We start from the raw sequence: 23325 nt of genomic DNA, 5'->3' as shown, positions 1-23325 counted from the left end.
GCGAAACCTCATATTTGAGCAAAAATATGCAGGGTAACGCATTGACATCGCTCAGCAACCTTAATAGGGAGGCTGAGTTTTATGTCATTTATAACAGGTAAAGCTTGTCTTTACTAAAAGTAAAAGTAATAAGCAGTGGAAGCATTATGATGAACCATTCCCAGCCAACAGGCGCTGATTACAATTACGCCATTGTCCGCCAATTTGCCTTAACCACAGTTTTGTGGGGTATTGTTGGTATGTCAGTCGGCGTATTAATTGCGGCTCAGTTAATCTGGCCTCAGCTGAACTTTGACACTCCTTGGTTAACGTATAGTCGCTTGCGACCATTACACACCAATGCGGTGATCTTCGCGTTCGGTACATCAGCCCTTTTTGCAACATCCTATTATGTAGTACAACGCACCTGTCAAACCCGACTATTTGCACCTAAGTTAGCCGCATTTACGTTTTGGGGATGGCAAGCCATCATTCTGTCAGCAGCTATCTCTTTACCAATGGGTTTCACCCAAGGAAAAGAATACGCTGAATTAGAATGGCCTATCGATATCGCAATTACTATCGTTTGGGTGTCCTACGCTATCGTGTTCTTCGGTACTATTATCAAACGAACAACTTCGCATATTTATGTGGCGAACTGGTTCTTTGGTGCCTTTATTATTACCGTTGCCGTACTTCACATAGTTAACTCTATGGCAGTACCAGTCAGTCTGTTCAAGTCATACTCTCTGTATAGCGGCGCTGTCGATGCTATGGTGCAGTGGTGGTATGGTCACAACGCTGTAGGTTTCTTATTAACCGCAGGCTTCTTGGGGATGATGTATTACTTCGTACCTAAGCAAGCAGGTCGTCCTGTGTACTCTTACCGTCTTTCTATTGTCCACTTTTGGGCACTGATCGCACTGTATATCTGGGCTGGTCCTCACCACTTACATTACACAGCTTTACCTGACTGGACTCAGTCTTTAGGTATGGTGATGTCACTGATCCTATTCGCACCTTCTTGGGGCGGTATGATTAACGGTATCATGACCTTGTCTGGTGCTTGGCATAAACTGCGTACTGACCCTGTGTTACGTTTCTTAGTTGTTTCTCTGTCTTTCTACGGTATGTCTACCTTCGAAGGTCCTATGATGGCAATTAAGACAGTTAACGCATTATCACACTATACAGACTGGACTATCGGTCACGTTCACTCCGGCGCGCTAGGCTGGGTTGCAATGGTGTCAATCGGTTCTCTGTATCACTTGATCCCTGTATTGTTCGGTCACGGCCGTATGTACAGTATCAAATTAATTAACGTCCATTTCTGGTTAGCGACTATTGGTACTGTGCTTTACATCGTCTCTATGTGGATTTCAGGTGTAATGCAAGGTCTGATGTGGCGCGCAGTGAATGCTGACGGTACTTTGACTTATAGCTTTGTTGAAAGTCTGGAAGCTTCTTATCCTTTCTACTTCGTACGTTTCCTTGGCGGTTGTTTCTTCCTGACCGGTATGCTGATCATGGCATATAACGTGATCCGTACTGTGAAAGCCTCTAAAGATTCATTGCCAGCATTGGCTGAACCAACAGCGGCTTAAAGGAGCAAACTCGATGAAATTTAATCATGAGATAGTTGAAAAAAACATCGGTTTGTTAGCGATTTTTACCGTTATCGCTATCAGCTTCGGTAGTCTCGTTGAAATCACACCGTTGATTTTTCAAAAAGATACGACTGAGCCAGTTGAAGGTTTAAAGCCATACACTGCCCTGCAAATTGAAGGTCGTGACATCTATGTTCGTGAAGGTTGTTATAACTGTCACAGCCAGATGATCCGTCCTTTACGTGCAGAAACTGAACGTTATGGTCACTACTCTGTCGCGGGCGAATCAGTTTGGGATCATCCATTCCAATGGGGTTCTAAGCGTACGGGTCCTGATCTTGCACGTGTTGGCGGTCGTTATAGCGATAAATGGCATGAAGTTCACTTAATCGATCCTCGTGCTGTAGTTCCTCAATCGAATATGCCAGGGTTCCCATGGTTAGCCGAAAACAAGTTAGACGGCAAACTAACGGGTGACAAGATGACTATCCTACGTAACCTGCATAAAGGTGGTTACAAGGGTAATGATCTTTATACCGATGAAGAAATCGCAGGCGCACAGCAAGCTGTTGCAGGTAAGACAGAAATGGACGCCTTGATTGCATATCTTCAGTCTTTGGGTCACGCACTCAAATAAGGAGGCAATATATGGATTACGGCACATTACAAGGCATTTTGACCATCATTGTGATGCTGACCTTCGTCGGTATATTTGCTTGGGCATATAGCTCGCGTCGTCAAAAATCATTTGATGAAGCAGCTAACCTTGTGTTTTCCGATGAGGAAGTCAACAAGGTATCGAAGGACTCAGGAGAGAATAAGTGATGAGTAGCTTCTGGAGTGTTTGGATTACTGTACTCTCGTTAGTCGTGATCGCGGGTTGTTTTCTATTACTGCGTGTGTGTTCTAAGAACACCACTGACGTAAAAGAAGGCGAATCCATGGGTCACAGTTTCGACGGTATTGAAGAACTCAATAACCCACTGCCAAAATGGTGGAGTTATATGTTCTATATCACTATCGTGTTTGGCTTGATCTATTTGGCACTATTTCCTGGTTTAGGTAACTACAAAGGCTTATTAGGCTGGACGAGTTCTAACCAGAGTATCGGTACAGAGCATGGCATTAAAGCCGATTCTGCCGCAGCGATTGAGCTAGCAGCAAAAGAAGGTCTTTATGTTCAGTATGATCAAGAAGTAAAACACGCTGATGAAAAATATGGCCCAATCTTCGCGGCTTACTTGGCAACACCACTAGAAGAATTAGTGAAAAACCAAGAAGCGTTGAAAGTGGGTGGCCGTTTGTTCCTGCAAAACTGTGCTCAGTGCCATGGTTCTGATGCACGTGGTAGCAAAGGCTTCCCTAATCTTACCGATGGTGACTGGTTATATGGTGGTGAATTAGCCACGATTAAGACCACTATCATGGCAGGTCGTCATGGCATGATGCCACCCAAAGGTGGTTTGCCAATCGAAGATAGCGAGATTGCTGGTTTAGCTGAATACGTTGTTAAATTGTCTGGTCGTGAGCATGACGAGAAACTCGCTGCCCAAGGTCAAGGGTCATTCATGAAAGGTTGTTTTGCGTGTCATGGTATGGACGCTAAAGGCAACAAGTTTATGGGTGCTCCTAACTTAACTGACGATGTTTGGTTATATGGCGGTAGCCGTGGCATGATCGAAGAGACCATTAAACATGGTCGCGCAGGTGTGATGCCAGCATGGAAAGACGTTCTCGGTGAAGAGAAAGTTCACGTCATTACAGCTTATGTTTATAGCTTGTCAAACAAGTAATTAGGTATAAGTAACACTAAGGCCTCGAAGACTTCGAGGCCTTTTTTTTAAAGTGCTAAAACCGTCTTTTAACGGTAAAATGGCGCAAATTTTTTGAATGGGTATCTGACATGAGCGAACAACAAGCCTGGTATAAGCAGTTCTGGCCTTGGTTTCTAATTATTCTTCCTTTATGTGCCGTCGTCGCAAGTTTTACCACACTAAAAATTGCCCTTACGAACTCGGACTCTTTAGTCGCCGAGGATTACTACAAAGATGGCAAAGCCATTAATATGGACTTAAGTAAAGTGAAGTATGCCAAACAAATAGGCATGAATTTTTCACTCGATCAAGCCAATAATGAGATTTTACTGACGCAGCAAGGGGGACCTGCATATCAAGCCGCCTTGAAAGTTGAGTTCTATCATCCAACCATTGCCGACAGAGATATGAAACTCACTGCGACGGCCGATGCCAGCAATGTGTATCGCATTAGCATCCCTACTACCCTAACCGGCCCTTGGGAAGTTCGCCTCGAAAGTTACGACGGTAAATGGCGAATTCACCAACGCGTTGAATTAAAAGATCACGTCCAACTTTGGCTGAATTGATTGTGGTTAAATAAGTAGCGCTATGACGTATCCAAGTTGTTTTCACTGCCAAGAGCCCGTTCTGACGGGCCAGCAGTTTGTGACTCGCATTAATGACCGTGATGAACTGATGTGTTGCCCTGGCTGCCAGGCGGTTTCTCAAGCGATTGTCGATGCGGGATTACTCAGTTATTACAAGTTCCGCACTGAGCCTGGCAATAAACAGAATGCCCTGGTCCCCGAAGCATTAACGCAATTTAGCGCCTATGACTTGCCCGAAGTGCAACAAGACTTTGTGCATTCTGAGGACAATGTCGAGTCAGTATCACTCTCCATCGATGGTATCACCTGTGCCGCCTGTGCTTGGTTAATTGAACACAAAGTCAAACAACTCGCGGGCGTGAGCCAAGTGCTAGTCAACTCAACCACCCAACGCGCCATGATCAGTTGGGATAAACGCAAGGTAAAACTTAGCGATATTCTCGGACAAATTAGTCGTATCGGCTATCAAGCCGCGCCCTACCAAGTTGACGAACAAGAGCTCAACAATAAACTCAATAGCCGCAAGTTTTTACTGCGTTTAGGCTTAGCTGGCTTTGCGACTATGCAAGTCATGATGTTCGCCCTCGCCCTTTATACTGGCTACTTCACCGATTTAGACGTGCAATATCGGGACTATTTCCGCTGGGTTAGTATGATTTTTGCCACGCCTGTGGTGCTTTATTCGGCGCAACCCTTCTATTTTAGCGCCATTCGTACCCTGCTCAGCGGCAAACTCAATATGGATGTGTCTGTTTCGATTGCCATTGGTGGTGCCTATACTGCAAGCTGTTTTGCCACAGTGAATGGCACAGGCGAAGTGTATTTTGAATCCGTATCCATGTTTACTTTCTTTTTGTTACTCGGGCGTTACTTCGAGCAAAAGGCAAGACAAAAGGCCTCGGTCAGCTCCAGTAATTTACATAAACTGGTGCCGCTCACTGCACACTTAGTCACCGAAAATGGTCAAGAAGAAATTCCGGCCAAAAAGTTACGCCTCAATGATGTGATCCTTGTGAAACCAGGGGAAATGGTTGCGGCCGATGGTGTGGTGATTGAAGGCCACACAAACATCAATGAAGCTATGCTCACAGGTGAGCAAATGCCCATTGAAAAGCAGCAAGATCAGCAAGTGTACGCTGGTACTATCAACGTCGACCAACCGATAAAAGTTAAAGTTACCGCATTGGGGCAAGACCAACTCGTGGCTGAAATTATTCGACTGCAGGAACTGGCATCCAATACAAAACCTGCGATAGCCCTATTAGCCGATAAATTATCCCGCTATTTCTCGGGTACGATTCTAACAATCGCGACGATGACTTATTTGGTTTGGCAACAGATTTCCCCAGAGGATGCCTTTTGGGTAACGCTATCGGTTCTGGTCGCCACTTGTCCTTGTGCCTTAGCGCTAGCGACACCGACCGCCGTCACCTGTGCAACCGCCATTTTTACCCGTCTTGGGATCATTACCCGCAAAGCCGGCGTATTTGAAAAACTGCCGCAGATTAAACATGTGGTCTTTGATAAAACTGGCACCCTTACCTGTGGTACGCTCTCTATCGGGCAAACGCAGTGCATGGCCAATTTAACAAAGACGCAGGCCTTAGCTATTGCCGCAGCGCTGGAAACGGGCTCTCGCCATCCGATTGCGGCAGCATTTGCCCTATTTGCCGATAATGCCTTGGTCGCGGAACAAGTTCACCATGAAGTTGGCTTTGGTGTTCGAGGCCGTATCGAGGGGACTGACTATTTAATTGGTAATGCTGTATTTACTGGCGCACGTGTCGATACTCAGGACCCAACCCAAAAGATTTGGTTAGCACGCTCGGCCAATGAGCAGCTTGAAGTGCTTGCCAGCTTTGAGATCCAAGACAATATTCGTCAAGACAGTAAGGCCACGATTGAGATATTAAAGCAACAAGGTTGCCGCATTAGTATTGCCAGTGGCGATAGCTCCGGACATGTGCATCAACTGGCCAAAGAGCTGGGAATTGAAGATGTGCACAGCGGATTAACGCCCGCGGGTAAACTTGCCCTAGTAGCAAAATTACAACAGCATACTCGCGTGGCTATGTTTGGCGATGGCATCAATGATGCGCCTGTACTTGCGGGGGCTGATTTGTCGGTCGCCATGGGCAGTGGCAGTGCGATTGCCAAAAACAGTGCCGATTTGATTTTACTGAGCGATCATCTATCCCGTTTCACCCAAGCTGTCGCGGTCGCTAAACTGACCACGCAAATTATTAAACAAAATTTAGCTTGGGCGCTAGGTTACAACGCCCTTATCTTGCCTTTAGCTGTCACTGGTCATGTGGCACCTTATATTGCCGCGATTGGCATGTCGGCGAGTTCTTTGATTGTGGTCGGTAATAGCCTGAGATTATTACGGGTAAAAGTGTGATCATAATAAAACGTTTAACCAGATAGTAAGAGGTCATTATGGAAATTATTTATGTGCTTATCCCCATTGCCATGATCTTCGTCGCCATTGCGGTAATGGTATTTTTTTGGGCAGTGAAATCTGAGCAATTTGATGATCTTGACCGTCAAAGTGTTTCTATATTGTTTGATGAAAATACTGACAAACCTGGCCATCTAGCCACCCCCGCCATTCAGTCAACAGCAGAACATGATGACATCGCAGCGCAGCAAGCGATAAAAAATCAGCAAAAAGGTATGCCTTTGTGATTGAGTACAATGTCACTGGTGCCTTTCTCGTCGGCTTGATGGGAGCTGCACATTGTTTTGGTATGTGTGGCGGTTTAGTGGGCGCGTTTTCCGCCCAAATCCCTCATCCTAAAATAGGTAACCAGCTGGCCCATCAGCTTAAATATTTACTGAGTTACAATTTAGGCCGTATTTTAAGTTACACCTTAGCGGGCGGCTTAGTGGGCGCATCGTCGGCAGGTCTTGGTCACTTATTTGAGCTGGATATTTATCTGATTGTCCTGCGCATGATTGCCGGACTGATGATGATCGCAACAGGACTTTACATCGCTAAAATTTGGGTTGGAATAGTGCAAATTGAGCGTGTAGGTCAATGGCTATGGCAATATTTAAAACCGCTAGCGCAGCGTCTTGTTCCAATCAAGAATCCGAGCCAAGCAGTCATGGCGGGATTCATTTGGGGCTGGCTCCCCTGCGGCCTCGTCTATAGCACCTTAACTTGGTCGGTTGCATCTGGCTCTGCCAGCCAAGGCGCCTTGATTATGTTAGCCTTTGGCTTGGGTACTTTACCCGCCCTATTAAGCGCTGGCGTGGCGGCAAAACGCCTTGCTGCATGGGTACAAAAGAAAACCGTTAGACTATTGAGCGGCTTACTGTTAATTGCCTTTGGTGGTCAAACTTTATATATCGCACTCGCGCAGCTAAACTAGCCCAAGTGAGTGAATTGGTTTAACATGGTTGCAGTGGATAAACTTGAGAATCAACATGACAATTGAACAAAATAAGAATCGTCGTCCTGCCGCTAGCGGATGCACAATCCATTGTCACGATTGCAGTATGGGTACCCTTTGTATTCCTTTTACCCTCAATGCAAGTGAGCTAGATCAGCTCGATGATATTATTGAGCGTAAAAAGCCAATCCAGAAAGGCGAGCAAATTTTTAAGTCAGGTGACGCGTTGAAATCCCTGTTTGCGATCCGCTCTGGCACCATCAAAAGTTACACTATTACCGAGCAAGGTGATGAGCAGATAACGGGCTTCCATCTCGCGGGTGATGTGATTGGTTTTGATGGTATTCACGCTCAGTTGCACCAGAGTTTTGCACAGGCCCTCGAGACCTCTATGGTTTGTGAAATCCCCTTTAATATCCTCGATGAACTTTCGGGCACTATGCCTAAGTTACGTCAGCAGATCATGCGTCTAATGAGTAATGAGATCATGAGCGATCAAGAAATGATCCTGCTGCTCAGTAAGAAAAATGCCGAAGAACGTCTAGCAGCGTTTATCAGCAATTTAGCAAATCGTTTCGGCAGTCGTGGTTTCTCACCTAAAGAATTCCGTTTAACCATGACCCGCGGGGACATTGGCAATTATCTCGGTTTAACCGTTGAAACCATCAGCCGCTTACTTGGACGCTTCCAAAAGTCAGGCTTGATTGAGGTTAAGGGTAAGTACATCACTATCCTCGACTCGCAAGAGCTAAATCTGTTAGCGGGTAATTCTCGCATCGCGAGATAGTCAATCGCAAGAGCATTAACCGTGAGAGGTCAAGCCTAAATAATTGTCGCAAATAGCATAACAGTTTAATGGTAAAAGCTGTGCTTGCTAGACATGTCATGCAGATTAAGGCATGATTTTTAAGCGAGTTTTAATCAATTTCAAATGAGTTTGATCTAGAACAATACAGCTCACTGCCAAAGGCTCATGATGATATTGAGCCTATGACTAAAGGAACCTCCCATGAAGGATTATCAAAAAATACTGGTTGTGGTTGACCCTACCACTGAGAATCAAGTTGCCCTTGCACGAGCGGTCGCCTTGGCCAGTAAATGCAACGCTCAAGTCACTGTGTTTCTTTCTATCTTCGACTTCTCTTACGAAATGACTTCGATTCTGTCGAATCAAGAACGCGAAGCCATGCGTCAAGGTGTCATAGATCAACGGCTCGCTTGGATCCAAGACTTACTCGCCGCTTATACTCATCTGCAACTCAATATCGATACTCAAGTCATTTGGCATAATCGCCCCTTTGAAAGCATTATTAATCATGCTATTTCAGGGCAATACGATTTGATTGTTAAAGGCACCCATGCCCACGACAAACTCAAGGCGGTGATCTTCACTCCAACTGATTGGCATTTAATGCGTAAAGCCCCTGTGCCAGTGTTGATGGTGAAAGCCCATGACTGGCCAGCCGCGGGCAAAATCCTCTGTGCTGTGAATGTGGCAACCGAAGATACCGATCATCAAATGCTTAACGGTAAAATTATTGAACATGCAAAAGATTTGGCGAAAAAGTTCTCTGCTGAAGTACATTTAGTCAATGGTTATCCCGGCACGCCAGTTAACCTAGCCATTGAGCTTCCTGACTTTGATGCCCAGTCATACAACGAAACCATTCGCATGCAGCATGAGCAGCGCGTGAGTTATCTTGCGGGCGCTTATGATATTAATCCAAGTCATTGCCATGTAAAAGAAGGTTTACCAGAGGATGTGATCCCTGAGCTGGCTGAAAAACTTGATGCTGAATTGGTGATCTTAGGGACTGTTGGTCGTACCGGATTTTCAGCAGCATTGATAGGTAATACCGCTGAACATGTTATCGATAGCATCAACTGCGATTTATTGGCTATTAAGCCCGACGGTTATAAATCACCGTTAGAAGAAGCCTAAGCAATACGCGGCTCTTTACCCCACCAAAGATAGCTGGAATAATACGCGCCCTGAAACTGTGTTACTGGGCGCTTTTTTATGCTTGAAGCTATATCTGAAGTTACGGTAAATCCTATGCCGGAAGAATTATCAAAAAAACAAACTACCCGTCTGAATAAATTACAGAAGCGGCTTCGTCGTGAAGTGGGCAGCGCGATTGCCGATTACAATATGATTGAAGATGGCGATAAGATCATGTGCTGCCTCAGTGGCGGTAAAGACAGCTACGCCATGCTCGATATTTTGATGAATCTGCAGCAACGCGCGCCCATTCAGTTTGAAATCATTGCGGTTAATTTAGATCAGAAGCAACCAGGCTTCCCTGAGCATGTATTGCCCGCCTATCTCGATAAGCTCAATGTGCCTTATCACATCCTCGAGAAAGATACTTACTCGATAGTGAAAGACAAAATCCCTGAAGGTAAAACCACCTGCTCCTTGTGCTCTCGCCTGCGCCGCGGCACGCTTTATGGCTTTGCTCAGCGTATCGGCGCCACTAAAATCGCCCTAGGCCATCACAGGGATGACATTATCGAGACCTTGTTCTTAAATATGTTCTTTGGCGGTAAGATGAAAGCAATGCCGCCAAAGCTGCTGTCGGATGATGGTGCTAATATCGTCATACGTCCCCTAGCCTATTGTCGCGAGAAAGATCTCGAAGAATATGCCAGCTTAAAAGAATTTCCAATCATTCCATGCAACTTGTGTGGCTCACAGGAAAACTTAAAGCGCGCCGCAGTCAAAGACATGCTAAATCAATGGGATAAACAATACCCAGGACGCATTGAAACAATATTCACCGCCATGCAAAACACCGCACCATCACAGGGTGTTGACCGTGAGCAATTCGACTTTGTGTCTCTAACACGTGACCCAGATGCGCCTATGCGTGGTGATGTTGCTGAAGCCAATCTACCTGCATTCGATTTTCTTGATATCGCCAATAGCGGTCGTATCGATTTAGATGCAGCAAAACGCATTGATATTGTTAACACTTACGAAGTCTAACTTACACTGAATTTAGCGCCCTAGTCAGTAAGAGAAGTTAACGCAACGAAAGTTAGCAAGAGAAATTAGCACAACAAAATGCCCACTTAATGTGGGCATTTTTATGGCTACAGAATAAGTTTATCTTTGAGCCAGCGCTTCTGAATCGCTTATCTCAAGACGGCTATTCAAAGATACAAAGATGATTACTTCACCCAAGGACTCAGCACTAATGGCTGGGCACTGAAGCTTAGCGTGGTGATGCTTTCAAGCTCATTAGCGGCTAATTTATAACTGCCTTTTATAGCTTCTTCACGGCCATTAAGGCGTACATAGACTTCTTGTTCAGGTGAGAATTCAAAGTTTAAGCCAGTAATGGATTCCCTAAAATAACGCATCGGGAAGCCTTGCATAGCACCGAGCAGCGTGTCCATCTCAGTCATTATTTGTTGTAAGCGCGTTTTATCGTACTCGGCTAATGTCTGTTTTGCTCTAACTTGCATTGCAATACCACATCCCTCAGCGCTGCCAGCGAAATGCAGATTAACCAAGGCTCGCTGATCTTTTAAATCATCATCTAAGGGAATGAATAACCGCTGAGCATCAGTATACGTCAGTGGCGTTGAGGTTTTTTCACTGGAAATAGAACCACTTTGGATCAAACAATTCTTTTGCATTGGAACACTAAAAGCCACTTCCACGAGTTGATAACCGCCTTTATTGACTTGTTTCAACCTATCATAAAAGCCTTTATATTCAAGGGATACAGTTTCTGCGGCGGCGCTAGTTGCCAACAAAAACAGGCTACTAAACAACAGTTTTTTATACATCGACATTCACCAAATATTTTTCATTATGACGTAACATATCAAGCAGCTCATCAATATAAGCTTCTTGTCTTTCAGAATAATTAACTAAACCGTAAATCAATTGATCCGCTGTTGGCTCTAGCTCCTGTGAACGTAAATCTGCTCGAATAGAGCGAAATAACGCATAGGCAGTATTAGAATTTAAATTACGCATATAGGATGAAACCGATTCATCGACCGATGAAAACACTTTCACCTCATGACTTTTACCCGAACCACGTGAGGACGGCACTATGCCGCAGCCAGAAGTAAAACACCATTCACCAAAAAAGTTAAAACCTTCTCTGGCAAAACGTGAACTCCCCCAACCCGATTCATTCGCGGCTTGAATTAACACCATAGATTCCGGCACGATATCTACACGTTTAAGTAAGCTTGCTAATGACTTAGCATCTACGTTACGCGCCGCATATTGGTATTTATCGAATAACGCATTGATCTGCGCTAATTCGGTATCAGATAAACTCTTACCATTATCGACTAAGGCAAGCATCTCATTGATAAAGCCACGCTCCATCAAGATAATGGCATTCTGTTGCTGAACAATCGGCCGCAGGAAATCAAAAAAAGCTTTCTTCTTTTCGGTAATGTCGCTGATCGCTGAAAAGTCAGGGACTTGCGTAACAGGATCGACATCGCTAACGAATTGGGGCGCAATAGCGGATGAGTCATTCGAGTGAGGAATGATCCAAACTCGTAATGCAAAAATCGCCACTATGACCATGGCTAATGCCAATGTAAACGAACCGATTCTACCCGTTTTCAATCATTCACCTTAGGTGTAACGCCCTTATTGGGCAAATAAAGGCCGGATTATAAGCTATTTGTCAGATTTCACGAAATTTGCCCATCATCATGATCACGAACTCAGGTACAATATTACGCCTGAGGCACCATTATCGAGTCGAGCTTGCTATTACGCCGTCATTTATAGATGCAAGCATTTGACTGAGTATTTATACTAAGGTTCCTTAGCGTTATCACCATTGCACAACGGCTCATGAGCCATCCCGCTTATAGCGACAATGGATGGCTATGACATTAAATTTTCGGGTATTCAGGAAGGAAAAACCCAGATGCAGCATTTGATGTTAAATCAATTTGAACGTGTCGTCGCCATTGGCGGAGGCCATGGTTTAGGCCGAGTATTATCCTCGCTCGATTTTTTAGGCAACCGCCTTACAGGGATTGTCGCCACCACTGATAATGGTGGTTCTACTGGTCGACTGAGAGCCGAGCAAGACTGTATTGCTTGGGGAGATTTACGTAACTGCTTATCCCATTTAGCTAATCGTCCTTCCGTTGGCTCGCAATTGTTCGAATACCGTTTTCAAGGTGCCACTGAACTCAGTGGCCATAATTTAGGTAATTTAATTTTACTGGCTCTTGATCAACTCTGCGTTCGTCCATTAGAAGCGGTTAATCTCATCCGTAACTTACTTAAGATAGAAACCCAACTTATTCCCATGTCAGAGCAGCCCACTCACTTAGTGGCCCTGCAAGCCTGTGGCAGTAAAGTCTTTGGGGAGATCAATGTCGACAGTATGAATGAGGCTCCTATCGCGCTCTGCCTTGAGCCGCAGGTCGATGCCACCTTTGAAGCCTGTGAGGCCGTTCGGCACGCAGATTTAGTTATCCTAGGCCCTGGGAGCTTCTTAACCAGTATCATGCCGCCGCTGCTATTACCTAAGTTCGCGAAAAGCCTCGCTGCTACTAAAGCACAGGTGATCTTTATCGATAACCTTGCCGAAGAGGCCTCACCCGCGGGTCGGTTTAGCATTGAGCAACGTATCGCTTGGTGTCACCAAGTGATTGGCAAGCCCATTATTCACAAAGTACTTCGCCACGGTGAACAAACGCGTTTAGGGCCACTGATTAACTATTTTCCGTTAAAGAATCGCCATAATCCCAATCTACATGATCAAGCGAACTTATTAGATGCATTAAGCGCCCTGCTGCGGATCAATGATCTCACTCAACAACCGCTTGCCTGCTAGCGCTTACCTGTTAATCATTCAATCGCAATAATAAAGGACAGCAAGTGCTGTCCTTTATATTGTAAAGCGAAAAGGAATGTCCCTTTAGTCTGTCTATAAGTCTGCTATAACCATTACAACACTTGTGCTATGGCTTTACAGATAACAGGCATATTCGTCTTAGTCATGCCTGCAACGCTAATGCGTCCAGAGCCGACGATATAGACACCAAACTCGTCTTTCAAACGTGCCACTTGGGCTTTGTTTAAACCTGAGAAACTGAACATGCCATTTTGGCGAGAAATAAAACTGAAGTCCTGAGTCACGCCCTCAGCCTTTAAGCTATCAACAAACAGAGTACGCATTTCGGCGATACGTTCACGCATCTCTTTGACTTCCTGCACCCACATGGCTTTCAGAGCTGCATCATTTAATATCGTGCTGACGATCAGTGCGCCATGGGCTGGCGGATTAGAATAGTTGGCGCGTATGGTACGTTTCACTTGGCTAAAAGCACGTACGGCAGCATCAGCATCTTCAGCCACCACAGTCACGGCGCCAATACGCTCGTTGTATAAACCAAAGTTTTTAGAGAAAGAGTTAGCGACCAGCAACTCAGACACTTTAGACGCGACTAAACGCAGACCTGCCGCATCTTCTTCAATGCCAGCACCAAAACCCTGATAAGCAAAGTCAAACAGTGGTACGAGTTTCTTATCAGCACACAATTGAGCAACAAGTTCCCATTGCGCCAACGTTAAATCGATACCCGTTGGGTTATGGCAGCAACCGTGTAGCAGCACGACATCACCCGCATTGGCGTGAGACAAGTCAGTCATCATGGTATCGAAATCGATGTCATGGGCTTCTGCTTTGTAATAACCGTACTCTTTAACCGTTAAACCCGCCGTTTCAAAAATATTTTGATGGTTGGCCCACGTTGGATTGCTCACCCAAATAGTGTGCGAATCGGTATTACGCAGTAAAAACTCAGCAGCAATACGCAGTGCTCCTGTACCACCAGGAGCTTGCGCTGTGGCAGCACGGCCAGAAGAAATTAATGCACTGCCTTCGCCGAACAACAAGGTTTGTACTACACGGTTATAAGCTTGAACGCCTTCAATGCCTAAGTAGTTTTTGGTCTTCTCTTGCTCAAGTAAAATGGCCTCGGCTTTTTTCACTGAAGCCAGAACGGGAGTCTGTCCTGCCTCATCCTTATAAATGCCAACACCAAGATTAACTTTATCCTGACGCGGATCAGCTTTAAAGGTATCGGTTAAACCAAGAATTGGATCAGCGGGTGCGAGTAATACTTGAGAGAAAATCATGACTACGTATCCTAATATGCGCGTGTAGGGGAAATTTCGGCTTATTTATACCACTGTCTTTAAGGGGGTAATAGCGACTTAAGTCCCTTCTTAGGTAAATTATTACACTATTGTCGATTCAACAATAAAAAGTACATTTTATTACGCAATTATTAGCCCAATAGTGACATTACTTAAATAAAGTGATTTACAACATCTAGATCACAAAATCACTCAGTTTTGTATTGTAGAAAAGAAACAGGTCAGAAGTCGCAATACTGAATGAGTAAAATAGTGGGCTTGGGCCTAACCAATCTATAGCTGTAGTGATACTAGATTAAGAATCATGAAATATGGGTGTAGAAGTTATAAAGCAAAAAAGCCCTGACATCAGTCAGGGCTTTTCTGTTTTTGGTACCCGAGGCCAGACTTGAACTGGCACGCTGTTACCAGCGAGGGATTTTAAATCCCTTGTGTCTACCGATTCCACCACTCGGGCAAACTCTTTATATTAACGACGGGAATCGTGTCATTAATACTTTAATCTATGGAGGCGCGACCCGGAGTCGAACCGAGATCGACGGATTTGCAATCCGCAGCATAGCCATTCTGCCATCGCGCCCTAAAATTTGGAGCGACATATCGGGTTCGAACCGATGACCTATACCTTGGCAAGGTATCGCTCTACCAACTGAGCTAATGTCGCTTATCATTGCGCTTAATCATTTGAACTCATGCTCGGCATGCTTTCCCCTGACTGCGGATTGGAATTCTACCGATTTAGACCTCAGAGTCAATCAACAATTTTTAAAAAATGATCTAAGCCGTATCGTTTGCCCAATAAACCGCCACACCTCAGTAAAGTTGATGTTTCATTCATCAATTTAGGCTTTGTACCGATACTGATGCCGATGCTACCGCTAATTAAACGCGGCAGATAAACAAGGGATCATGGTGAGCTATGGAGTCGAGTCCAATAAAATTGTAGAAGTATAGAAAAACAAAAGCGCCCTATTGGGCGCTTTATTCAAAGGTTAGGCAAAGTCATTAATCACGCGAGCAAAACCTACGTGGGCAATTTACGCAGGTAGAGATAGCGTCGTTAAACCTAACATAGTCTGCATTACGCCAACCACTTGGCAACTGTAACCAAATTCGTTGTCATACCATACATAAAGAATGGCACGCTTGCCTTCTGCAATAGTCGCTTGTGAATCTACCACACCCGCGTAGCGAGAACCCACTAAATCGCTCGATACAATCTCAGTAGAGTCTGTGTAGTCAATTTGATTTTGCAGTGGTGATTGTAGCGCCGTATCTTTCAGATACTCGTTAAGCTCATCTTTACTGGTTTCAGCATTCAGGTTCATGCTGATGATCGCCATAGAGACGTTAGGCGTCGGCACACGAATCGCGTTACCTGTTAACTTACCGGCTAATGCAGGTAAAGCTTTAGCAACCGCTTTTGCTGCACCCGTTTCAGTGATCACCATGTTTAATGGTGCACTACGGCCACGACGGTCAGCGGTATGATAGTTATCAATCAGGTTTTGATCGTTGGTATAAGAATGAATCGTTTCAACGTGACCATTCTCGATACCATATTTATCATTCACAGCTTTCAGTACTGGCGTAATAGCATTGGTGGTACAACTCGCCGCTGAAACGATAATGTCTTCAGGGGTAATATCGCCTTCGTTCACACCGTAAACGATGTTCTTAATCGCGCCTTTTGCAGGAGCCGTCAGTAATACTTTGCTGGCACCAGGGCTCTGAAGGTGTAAACCAAGACCCGCTTCATCTTTCCAAATACCCGTGTTATCAACAATCAATGCATCATTGATGTCGTATTTAGTGTAATCCACTTCGTCGGGTGAATTAGCATAGATCACTTGGATATAAGTGCCGTTGGCTATGATGGCGTTGTTCTCTTCGTCAACTTCAACAGAGCCATTGAAAGGACCATGAACTGAATCACGACGCAGTAAACTCGCGCGTTTTTCTAAATCGCCTTTCTTGCCGCCACGTAAAACGATAGCGCGTAACCTTAACTTATTGCTGCGACCTGTGCGTTCAATCAGCAAGCGTGCCAATAAGCGACCGATACGGCCAAAACCATAAAGCACGACGTCACGCGGCGCGACATCATCGGCATGGTCGATAGCATCGGCCAATTCTTTTGCCATATAGCTTTCAATTTCGCTGACATCAGTATGGTCGCGCCAGTAATTAACTGCGAGTTTACCAATATCCACTTTACATTGTTTAACTGCGAGTTTGCTCAAAGCTTGAACGAAGGGGAAACTCTCGCGTAAACGTAATTTTTCACCGACATGACGACGAACTAAACGGTGCGCTTTAATGATTTCAATCGTAGAAGCATTGAGTAACGGCTTGCCATAGACCACGACTTCAACGCCTTGGTTACGGTACAACTTGCCTAACAAAGGCTGCATCGCCTCTGCCATTTCAAAACGTTCTTGCCAACTTTGTAGGTGTTTATCAGCGCTCATTTACAGATCCTTTATCTCACTTTTCAATAAAATGTACTGAAAGGTTTGAGTAACATGACGAAAAGACCAATAATCTAATGCGGGTTTTAGGGAAAACCCTGTTTTGGTCGGCGCCATTGTAATGAAAGTCGCGCTTTGTTGCCAGTAAGATATTTTCTGTAAATCTGTAATTTTATTAGAAAAATTATCGTTTGGAGAGTGTTTTGAGACAAAATCTAGTAATAATTACATCATTTACCTTAGGGATGAGCCTTTTCGGTCTTTTCGGTTGTGATAATGACCGAAATATCTCAGCAATTTGTAAAAATAATCCTGAAATTTGTGCCGATTTGCATAAGGATAGCTGGTGTTTGACTGAAAAGACCAAACTTATCCAAAACCGCTACATGTTAAAAGACAACGAAAACCTCACAGGTAAGCAGCTCTACTCACAATTAACCTACCTTGAGGATTACAGCCGTTGCATTGAACTCGCCTCTGGCGTTCAGCATATCATCCACACCAATCGCACAGCTGATAGAGCCAGAGCCTTTAGACTAAGCACTCAAAATTTAAGTTTACTACAAGATCAAACCCGTGAACGGCAAGACCCTTTTATGTCCTATTACCAATGGACTCGCTTTGGCGATACCGCAGCGTTAAATAGATTATTAGAACAGGAAAACGCCGGCGAAGTGACTGACCCCTTTCTACTTGCCCAAGTCGCAACCTATTACAGCAATCGAAATGCCATCAAAGCGCAACAACTCTATCTTAAAGTCTTTGCGGAGATCCATTACGATGATTTCGACGTTAACTGGTTACTTGGGCTCGCATCTGCCTATCGCCAGCAACAAGTTTTAGATAAATCCTATATGCTGACGAAAGCAAATTTACTACTTACGCAGCAGAAGTATTCTGAGGAAAAAATGCTAGCCTTGCTCGGTGGCAATAAAACGCTGGCGACTGAACTCGATCTAAAAGCCCAAGCCCTTATCGATGTGCTAAAAAAGGGCACTTATTCTATGAGTCCAGTAAGACAATGGCTTGATCCTCAAGCGGTTGCCCAAGCGCCAACTGCAACTGAGGTGGTGCCGCCTGCGCCTGTCGAAAAAGTAAACTAAGCAACTGATGGCAAAATGTTTGCCATCTTGTAATTTTTTACCCAATTAACGCGTGAAAAATGGCGATTTCGCGACCGATGTAAAAAAAATACCTAATTTGTTAATCAAGACAGCGGTAAAATGCCGATTTAACTTGACGATAGCTGTCAGTTTGGTAATTTTACTACCAGTTGAATTTTATAATCACCAGAGGGATATGAGATGACTATCCGTGTAGCAATAAATGGCTATGGCCGTATCGGTAGAAACGTATTACGCGCCTTGTACGAAAGCGAAAAAGCTTATCCAATCAAGATTGTCGCTATTAATGATTTAGGCGACGCTTCAATCAACGCTCACCTGACAAAATACGATTCTGTTCATGGTCGTTTCAATGCGAAAGTTGACCATGATGCCGAAGCTATTTATGTGAATGGCGATAAGATCCTCACTTTCCAAGAACGTGATCCTGCAAAACTACCATGGGCTGAGTTGCAAGTAGACGTGGTGTTCGAATGTACCGGTATCTTCACTTCTAAAGAAACCGTTCAACCACATTTAACCGCTGGCGCGAAGAAAGTGATTATTTCTGCTCCAGGTAAAAATGTGGATGCCACAGTTGTTTACGGTGTGAACAACAACGTGCTGACCTCAGACATGACAGTGATTTCAAATGCTTCTTGTACAACAAACTGTTTAGCCCCTTTTGCTAAGCCGTTAAATGACGAGATTGGTATCGAATCAGGCCTGATGACCACCATTCACGCTTATACCAACGATCAACGTTTATCTGACGTGTACCACACAGATTTACGTCGTGCCCGTGCTGCGGCACTGTCAATGATCCCAACTAAAACTGGCGCAGCAGCTGCTGTAGGTTTGGTTGTACCTGAATTACAAGGTAAATTCGACGGTTTAGCGGTTCGTGTACCTACAGTTAACGTATCACTCGTGGATTTATCTTTCATCGCTGCCCGTGATACGACAGTTGAAGAAGTGAATGCCATTATCGAACGCGCTGCCAGCGTTGCGCCATTGAGCGAAGTGTTAGCGGTAAACAAAGAGCCATTGGTGTCTATCGACTTTAACCACAATGCGTTTTCTTCAAACTTTGACGCCACTCAAACCCGTGTAAACGGTCGTTTAGTGAAAGTGATGTCTTGGTATGATAACGAGTGGGGATTCAGTAACCGTATGTTAGATAACGCGGTTGCACTGATGAACGCCAAGTAAGTAAGCGTAAAGTAATCTAGTCACTAGATTCCGCGTTATTCAATTAAGCCTCGCATTTGCGGGGCTTTTTATTGTCTTAAATTTGATGAAACAACAGACATAAAAAATCCCCACGCTATGGTAGGGATTTTTATTAGGCTGAAGAAAAGCTAAATAATGGGCTTAGGCATTACCCTTCACTTTCATATTCAGTGTCTTGGCAAAATCCAGCATACGCGTCAGCGGAATAAGCGCCTTAACTCTTAAGTCTTCATCCACAAAAATCTCATGGGTGGTTTTATCGCTGTCGGCGAGTGACGCTTCAATTGCCTGCAAACCGTTCATCGCCATCCAAGGACAGTGGGCACAGCTCTTACAGGTTGCGCCATTTCCGCCCGTTGGCGCTTCAATTAAAATTTTACCTGGCGCCGCCTGCTGCATTTTATAAAAAATGCCGCGATCGGTTGCCACGATAAAACGCTCATTTGGCATTGTCTGCGCCGCTTTGATCAGCTGACTGGTTGAGCCAACCGCATCGGCCATTGCCACCACACTGGCTGGCGACTCAGGGTGCACAAGAATCGCCGCATCTGGGTAAACGCTTTTCATATCGCGCAACGCGTTCGATTTAAACTCGTCGTGAACGATACAATCGCCCTGCCACATCAACATGTCGGCGCCCGTCTGCTTGGCAATATAGCTGCCTAAATGACGATCGGGTCCCCAAATGATCTTTTTGCCTTCGCTGTCTAAGTGCTCAACGATTTCAAGGGCAATGCTCGATGTCACCACCCAATCGGCGCGCGCTTTAACCGCAGCCGAAGTATTGGCGTAAACCACCACAGTATGATCTGGGTGCGCGTCGCAGAAAGCGCTGAACTTATCGATTGGGCAACCTAAGTCCAATGAACAAGTGGCTTCTAAGGTCGGCATTAAAATGGTTTTTTCTGGGCTTAAAATCTTGGCGGTTTCGCCCATAAACTTGACCCCAGCAACGATTAAGGTTTTTGCTGGGTGATCGCGGCCAAAGCGCGCCATTTCTAAAGAGTCTGAAACGCAGCCGCCAGTCTCTTCGGCAAGGGCTTGGATTTCAGGATCGGTATAATAGTGGGCAACCAGAACGGCATCTTTTTCAATGAGCAGTTGTTTGATACGCGCCTTGTAATCGGCTTTTTGCGCATCGGACAAAGGCACTGGTTTAGGCGGAAACGGGTAATCAATGGTTTCTATTGTTGGAGCAAATGGGCTGGGGGCTAACTGACTCATAACACATCCATCAGGATAACTACGTTCGGGAATTATACGTAATCGGGATCAAAAGATTAACCCATTTGTGCAAAGCAAATAAAAAAGGACGCTTTTAGCGTCCTTTTAGTGTCAGTTATTCGTGCCAGCGGCTTAGCGCATCGCTAATAACATCTCTTGAGGCTGCTCAAGATACTGTTTCCACAGATTACAGAAGCGAGCAATCGTACCGCCATCGATCACTCTATGGTCACCTGACCAGCTCACTTGCATGATTTGGCGAGCTTCGACTTCCCCTTTCGCGTTAAAGCGCGGTAGGATTTGCAACTTACCTAAGGCCACAATCGCCACCTCAGGTTTGTTGATAATAGGCGTCGCCACTGTGCCACCTAAGGCGCCAATGTTAGAGATGGAAATCGTGCCGTCTTTCAGATCCGCTGGCGCCACGCGGCCGCTGCGGGCTGCTTGGGTCAGGCGGGTGATTTCTGCCGCCACTTCTAAAATGCTCTTGTCCTGAACATCTTTGATGTTGGGCACCAAGAGACCGACTTTAGAATCCACCGCCATGCCGATATTGTGACGTGCCTTGTAAGTTAGTTCAGTGCAATCCGCATTCACTTGACTGTTCATCACAGGGAACTGACTTAACGCGAGCGACATCGACTTCATGAAGAAAGGCATCATGGTCAGCTTCACTTCATCTGACGAATACTTAACCTTCATGCTTTCACGCAGTGCTACTAAGTCTGTTAAATCAAACTCTTCACAATAGGTAAAGTGCGGAATGCTCGACACAGACTCCACCATCATGCGTGCCATCACAGCTTTTACGCCGCGAATCGGCTCAACCGCGTCAGCGCGTTGAGTCACTGTAGATGTTGGAACTTGGGTTTGAGATGTTTGAGTCGCTTGAACTGGCGCCTCTTTTACCTGAGCCACACTTGGAGCAGAAACATTGCTCGCGCCTTGTTGGAAGCGGGTGATATCTTCCTTATACACACGGCCATGCTTTCCTGTACCAGGTACTTGGCTCAAATCGATATCTAACGACCGCGCCATGCGACGAACTGCGGGGCTGGCTAAGGCTTTACCTTGGCGAGCAGGCTCTGCATTCACAATCTGCGCTGCAGGTGCCGCATTGACCACAGTATCTGTGTTTGTTGTTGCCGCAGGTGCAGAAGCCGTCTGTTCAACTTCAATGGCAAATAAAGGCGCATGTACTTTAGCTAGCTGACCTTTGCGATAATGCAGTTTGGCAATTTTACCCGCTTTAATGGCAGGAATTTGCACCAGTGCTTTATCTGTCATCACGTCGGCAATCGGTTGATCTTCCTCAACCCAATCACCTTCACTCACCAACCATTCAACTAGCTCACATTCAACAATGCCTTCGCCGATATCAGGTAGTAAGAATTCTTCAATGCTGACAGATGAACTGGATGACGTGGTCGCGTTTGTTACTGCCACTGGCTCAGTCACTTTTGCAGTCGTCGCAGCAGGTTCAGCCGTAACAGATTCGCCTGCGATTTCAACGGCATCTTCAATTTTTACGGCATAGAGCGGCGCATGCACTTTCGCAATATCGCCCTTGGCGTAATACAGCTTAGTGACTACGCCCGCAAAAGGCGCTGGGATTTGAACAAGTGCTTTGTCTGTCATCACATCGGCAATAGGTTGGTCTTCAACGACTGTGTCGCCTTCTTTGACCAGCCATTCAACCAACTCACACTCCACAACACCTTCGCCAATATCCGGCAAAATAAAATCTTTAATCATACCGGACTCCTAGAAGGTCACTGATGCTTTGATGGCTTCAAACGTTTTGAAAGCATCTGGCATGTATTCTTTTTCATGAATGAGTGGGTACGGGGTATCTAAACCACAAACGCGGCTGATGGGCGACTCTAGATACAAGAAGCATTCTTGCTGAATCGTCGCCGCGATCTCACCAGCAAAGCCACCGGTTAATGGCGCTTCATGGTTAACCAGTAAACGTCCGGTCTTTTTGACTGAATCGGCAACAGTATCGATATCCCAGGGTGACAAGGTGCGTAAATCGATAACTTCACAGGAGATCCCTTCTTTAGCAGCCATGTCGGCGGCTTTTTCAAGGATTTCCATTTGCGCGCCCCACGCCACTAAGGTGATGTCTTTACCTTCGCGAACCACTTCAGCCTTACCCAGTTCAATTTCATAATCGCCCGCGGGCACTTCGCCAACCGATGCACGATATAAACGCTTAGGCTCAAAGAAGATCACCGGATTTTTGTCACGGATTGACGCCAACAGCAGTCCTTTGGCTTGCTCAGGGTTGCGTGGCACCACCACTTTTAACCCCGGCGTCTGGGTAAAATAGGCTTCAGGTGATTGCGAGTGATAATGGCCGCCCGCGATACCGCCGCCATAGGGCGTACGGAACACTAATCCACCGACATCGAACTCATTACCGCTACGGTAACGGAACTTAGCCGACTCGTTGACGATTTGATCAAACGCCGGAAAGATATAATCGGCGAATTGAATTTCAGCCACGGCGGTCATGCCATTTGAGGCTAAACCATTGGCAAAACCGGCAATACCTTGTTCTGTCAGCGGCGTATTAAAGCAGCGAGCGCGACCGAATTTTTCTTGAAGACCGGAGGTAGCGCGAAATACCCCGCCAAAGTGGCCCACATCTTCACCAAAAACCACCATGCGTTCATCGGCTTGCATGGCAATCGACAAGGCCTCATTGACGGCCTGTAACATATTCATTTCAGCCACGG

General features: G+C 45.5%; 21 protein-coding genes and 3 tRNA genes. 14 read left to right on the top strand and 10 right to left on the bottom strand.

All coding sequences use genetic code 11. The features are described 5' to 3' along the window. Positions 1 to 146: 146 nt before the first annotated feature. The 11 genes from ccoN to ttcA all read left to right on the top strand — a co-directional run bounded on the left by ccoN (position 147) and on the right by ttcA (position 10377). Positions 147 to 1583, top strand: a complete 1437-nt coding sequence (gene ccoN / locus CKQ84_RS19790) for a cytochrome-c oxidase, cbb3-type subunit I (protein WP_028759964.1) — start codon at positions 147 to 149, stop codon at positions 1581 to 1583. A 13-nt stretch (positions 1584 to 1596) separates the two neighbouring features. Next, positions 1597 to 2223, top strand: coding sequence for a cytochrome-c oxidase, cbb3-type subunit II (ccoO, locus tag CKQ84_RS19785; RefSeq protein WP_028759965.1), 627 nt, complete (start codon positions 1597 to 1599; stop codon positions 2221 to 2223). 11 nt (positions 2224 to 2234) lie between these two features. After that, positions 2235 to 2411, top strand: coding sequence for a CcoQ/FixQ family Cbb3-type cytochrome c oxidase assembly chaperone (locus CKQ84_RS19780; protein WP_028759966.1), 177 nt, complete (start codon positions 2235 to 2237; stop codon positions 2409 to 2411). Beyond that, positions 2411 to 3379, top strand: a complete 969-nt coding sequence (gene ccoP / locus CKQ84_RS19775) for a cytochrome-c oxidase, cbb3-type subunit III (protein ID WP_028759967.1) — start codon at positions 2411 to 2413, stop codon at positions 3377 to 3379. The genes CKQ84_RS19780 and ccoP overlap by 1 nt, the downstream gene beginning before the upstream one ends. 110 nt (positions 3380 to 3489) lie before the next feature. Next, a complete protein-coding gene (locus CKQ84_RS19770; protein ID WP_105252481.1) occupies positions 3490 to 3969 on the top strand; it encodes a FixH family protein in 480 nt (159 codons plus the stop codon). A 22-nt stretch (positions 3970 to 3991) separates the two neighbouring features. Then, positions 3992 to 6391, top strand: coding sequence for a heavy metal translocating P-type ATPase metal-binding domain-containing protein (locus CKQ84_RS19765; RefSeq protein ID WP_105252480.1), 2400 nt, complete (start codon positions 3992 to 3994; stop codon positions 6389 to 6391). Between the two features lie 38 nt (positions 6392 to 6429). Next, positions 6430 to 6678 carry a cbb3-type cytochrome oxidase assembly protein CcoS gene (ccoS, locus tag CKQ84_RS19760; protein ID WP_028759970.1) on the top strand — a complete coding sequence of 83 codons (249 nt, stop codon included), beginning with the start codon at positions 6430 to 6432 and terminating at the stop codon, positions 6676 to 6678. After that, positions 6675 to 7367 carry a sulfite exporter TauE/SafE family protein gene (locus CKQ84_RS19755; protein WP_105252479.1) on the top strand — a complete coding sequence of 231 codons (693 nt, stop codon included), beginning with the start codon at positions 6675 to 6677 and terminating at the stop codon, positions 7365 to 7367. Before ccoS ends, CKQ84_RS19755 begins: the two co-directional genes overlap by 4 nt. A 55-nt stretch (positions 7368 to 7422) precedes the next feature. Beyond that, positions 7423 to 8175 carry an electron transport transcriptional regulator EtrA gene (gene etrA, locus CKQ84_RS19750; protein ID WP_006081599.1) on the top strand — a complete coding sequence of 251 codons (753 nt, stop codon included), beginning with the start codon at positions 7423 to 7425 and terminating at the stop codon, positions 8173 to 8175. A gap of 222 nt (positions 8176 to 8397) precedes the next feature. Beyond that, entirely contained in the window at positions 8398 to 9330 is a 933-nt protein-coding gene (uspE, locus tag CKQ84_RS19745; protein WP_105252478.1) for a universal stress protein UspE, read from the top strand. A gap of 78 nt (positions 9331 to 9408) precedes the next feature. Beyond that, positions 9409 to 10377 carry a tRNA 2-thiocytidine(32) synthetase TtcA gene (ttcA, locus tag CKQ84_RS19740; RefSeq protein WP_173244915.1) on the top strand — a complete coding sequence of 323 codons (969 nt, stop codon included), beginning with the start codon at positions 9409 to 9411 and terminating at the stop codon, positions 10375 to 10377. Between the two features lie 185 nt (positions 10378 to 10562). Here ttcA and CKQ84_RS19735 read toward each other — a convergent pair whose 3' ends face one another. Next, a complete protein-coding gene (locus tag CKQ84_RS19735; protein WP_105252477.1) occupies positions 10563 to 11186 on the bottom strand; it encodes a DUF2987 domain-containing protein in 624 nt (207 codons plus the stop codon). Beyond that, positions 11179 to 11991: a glucosaminidase domain-containing protein gene (locus CKQ84_RS19730; protein ID WP_028759975.1), complete on the bottom strand. Its 813-nt coding sequence runs from the start codon at positions 11989 to 11991 to the stop codon at positions 11179 to 11181. The genes CKQ84_RS19735 and CKQ84_RS19730 overlap by 8 nt, the downstream gene beginning before the upstream one ends. Before the next feature lie 310 nt (positions 11992 to 12301). Between CKQ84_RS19730 and CKQ84_RS19725 the strand changes: the two genes are divergently transcribed. Beyond that, positions 12302 to 13222 carry a YvcK family protein gene (locus CKQ84_RS19725; protein WP_105253119.1) on the top strand — a complete coding sequence of 307 codons (921 nt, stop codon included), beginning with the start codon at positions 12302 to 12304 and terminating at the stop codon, positions 13220 to 13222. Positions 13223 to 13335: 113 nt separating this feature from the next. On the opposite strand, the gene CKQ84_RS19720 is transcribed toward CKQ84_RS19725, so the two are convergent. From CKQ84_RS19720 to CKQ84_RS19700, 5 genes are all read right to left on the bottom strand, one after another. Continuing rightward, positions 13336 to 14529 carry an amino acid aminotransferase gene (locus CKQ84_RS19720; RefSeq protein WP_105252476.1) on the bottom strand — a complete coding sequence of 398 codons (1194 nt, stop codon included), beginning with the start codon at positions 14527 to 14529 and terminating at the stop codon, positions 13336 to 13338. Positions 14530 to 14920: 391 nt separating this feature from the next. Continuing rightward, positions 14921 to 15007, bottom strand: a tRNA-Leu gene (locus CKQ84_RS19715). A 49-nt stretch (positions 15008 to 15056) separates the two neighbouring features. Next, positions 15057 to 15130 (bottom strand) — tRNA-Cys (locus tag CKQ84_RS19710). Between the two features lie 8 nt (positions 15131 to 15138). Then, positions 15139 to 15214 (bottom strand) — tRNA-Gly (locus CKQ84_RS19705). A gap of 373 nt (positions 15215 to 15587) precedes the next feature. Continuing rightward, positions 15588 to 17021, bottom strand: coding sequence for a glyceraldehyde-3-phosphate dehydrogenase (locus tag CKQ84_RS19700; protein WP_105252475.1), 1434 nt, complete (start codon positions 17019 to 17021; stop codon positions 15588 to 15590). Between the two features lie 203 nt (positions 17022 to 17224). Here CKQ84_RS19700 and CKQ84_RS19695 point away from each other — a divergent pair, with 203 nt between their 5' ends. Next, entirely contained in the window at positions 17225 to 18124 is a 900-nt protein-coding gene (locus CKQ84_RS19695; protein WP_105252474.1) for a DUF2989 domain-containing protein, read from the top strand. 201 nt (positions 18125 to 18325) lie between these two features. Further along, positions 18326 to 19336: a type I glyceraldehyde-3-phosphate dehydrogenase gene (gap, locus tag CKQ84_RS19690; protein WP_006081590.1), complete on the top strand. Its 1011-nt coding sequence runs from the start codon at positions 18326 to 18328 to the stop codon at positions 19334 to 19336. Between the two features lie 162 nt (positions 19337 to 19498). Here the strand turns inward: gap and nadA are convergent, their stop codons facing one another. The 3 genes from nadA to CKQ84_RS19675 all read right to left on the bottom strand — a co-directional run bounded on the left by nadA (position 19499) and on the right by CKQ84_RS19675 (position 23323). Next, positions 19499 to 20581: a quinolinate synthase NadA gene (nadA, locus tag CKQ84_RS19685; protein WP_028759980.1), complete on the bottom strand. Its 1083-nt coding sequence runs from the start codon at positions 20579 to 20581 to the stop codon at positions 19499 to 19501. Between the two features lie 132 nt (positions 20582 to 20713). Further along, the gene (locus CKQ84_RS19680) at positions 20714 to 22336 is read right to left on the bottom strand and encodes a dihydrolipoyllysine-residue acetyltransferase (protein ID WP_105252473.1); all 1623 of its coding nucleotides are present in this window, start codon (positions 22334 to 22336) and stop codon (positions 20714 to 20716) included. Between the two features lie 9 nt (positions 22337 to 22345). Next, entirely contained in the window at positions 22346 to 23323 is a 978-nt protein-coding gene (locus tag CKQ84_RS19675) for an alpha-ketoacid dehydrogenase subunit beta (protein ID WP_028759982.1), read from the bottom strand. Between the last annotated feature and the right edge of the window lie 2 nt (positions 23324 to 23325).

The sequence above is a fragment of the Shewanella sp. WE21 genome (assembly GCF_002966515.1).
Lineage (GTDB): Bacteria > Pseudomonadota > Gammaproteobacteria > Enterobacterales > Shewanellaceae > Shewanella > Shewanella oncorhynchi.
Note: the sequence above shows the minus strand (reverse complement) of the source record. Positions and strands in the feature narration are given on the sequence as shown.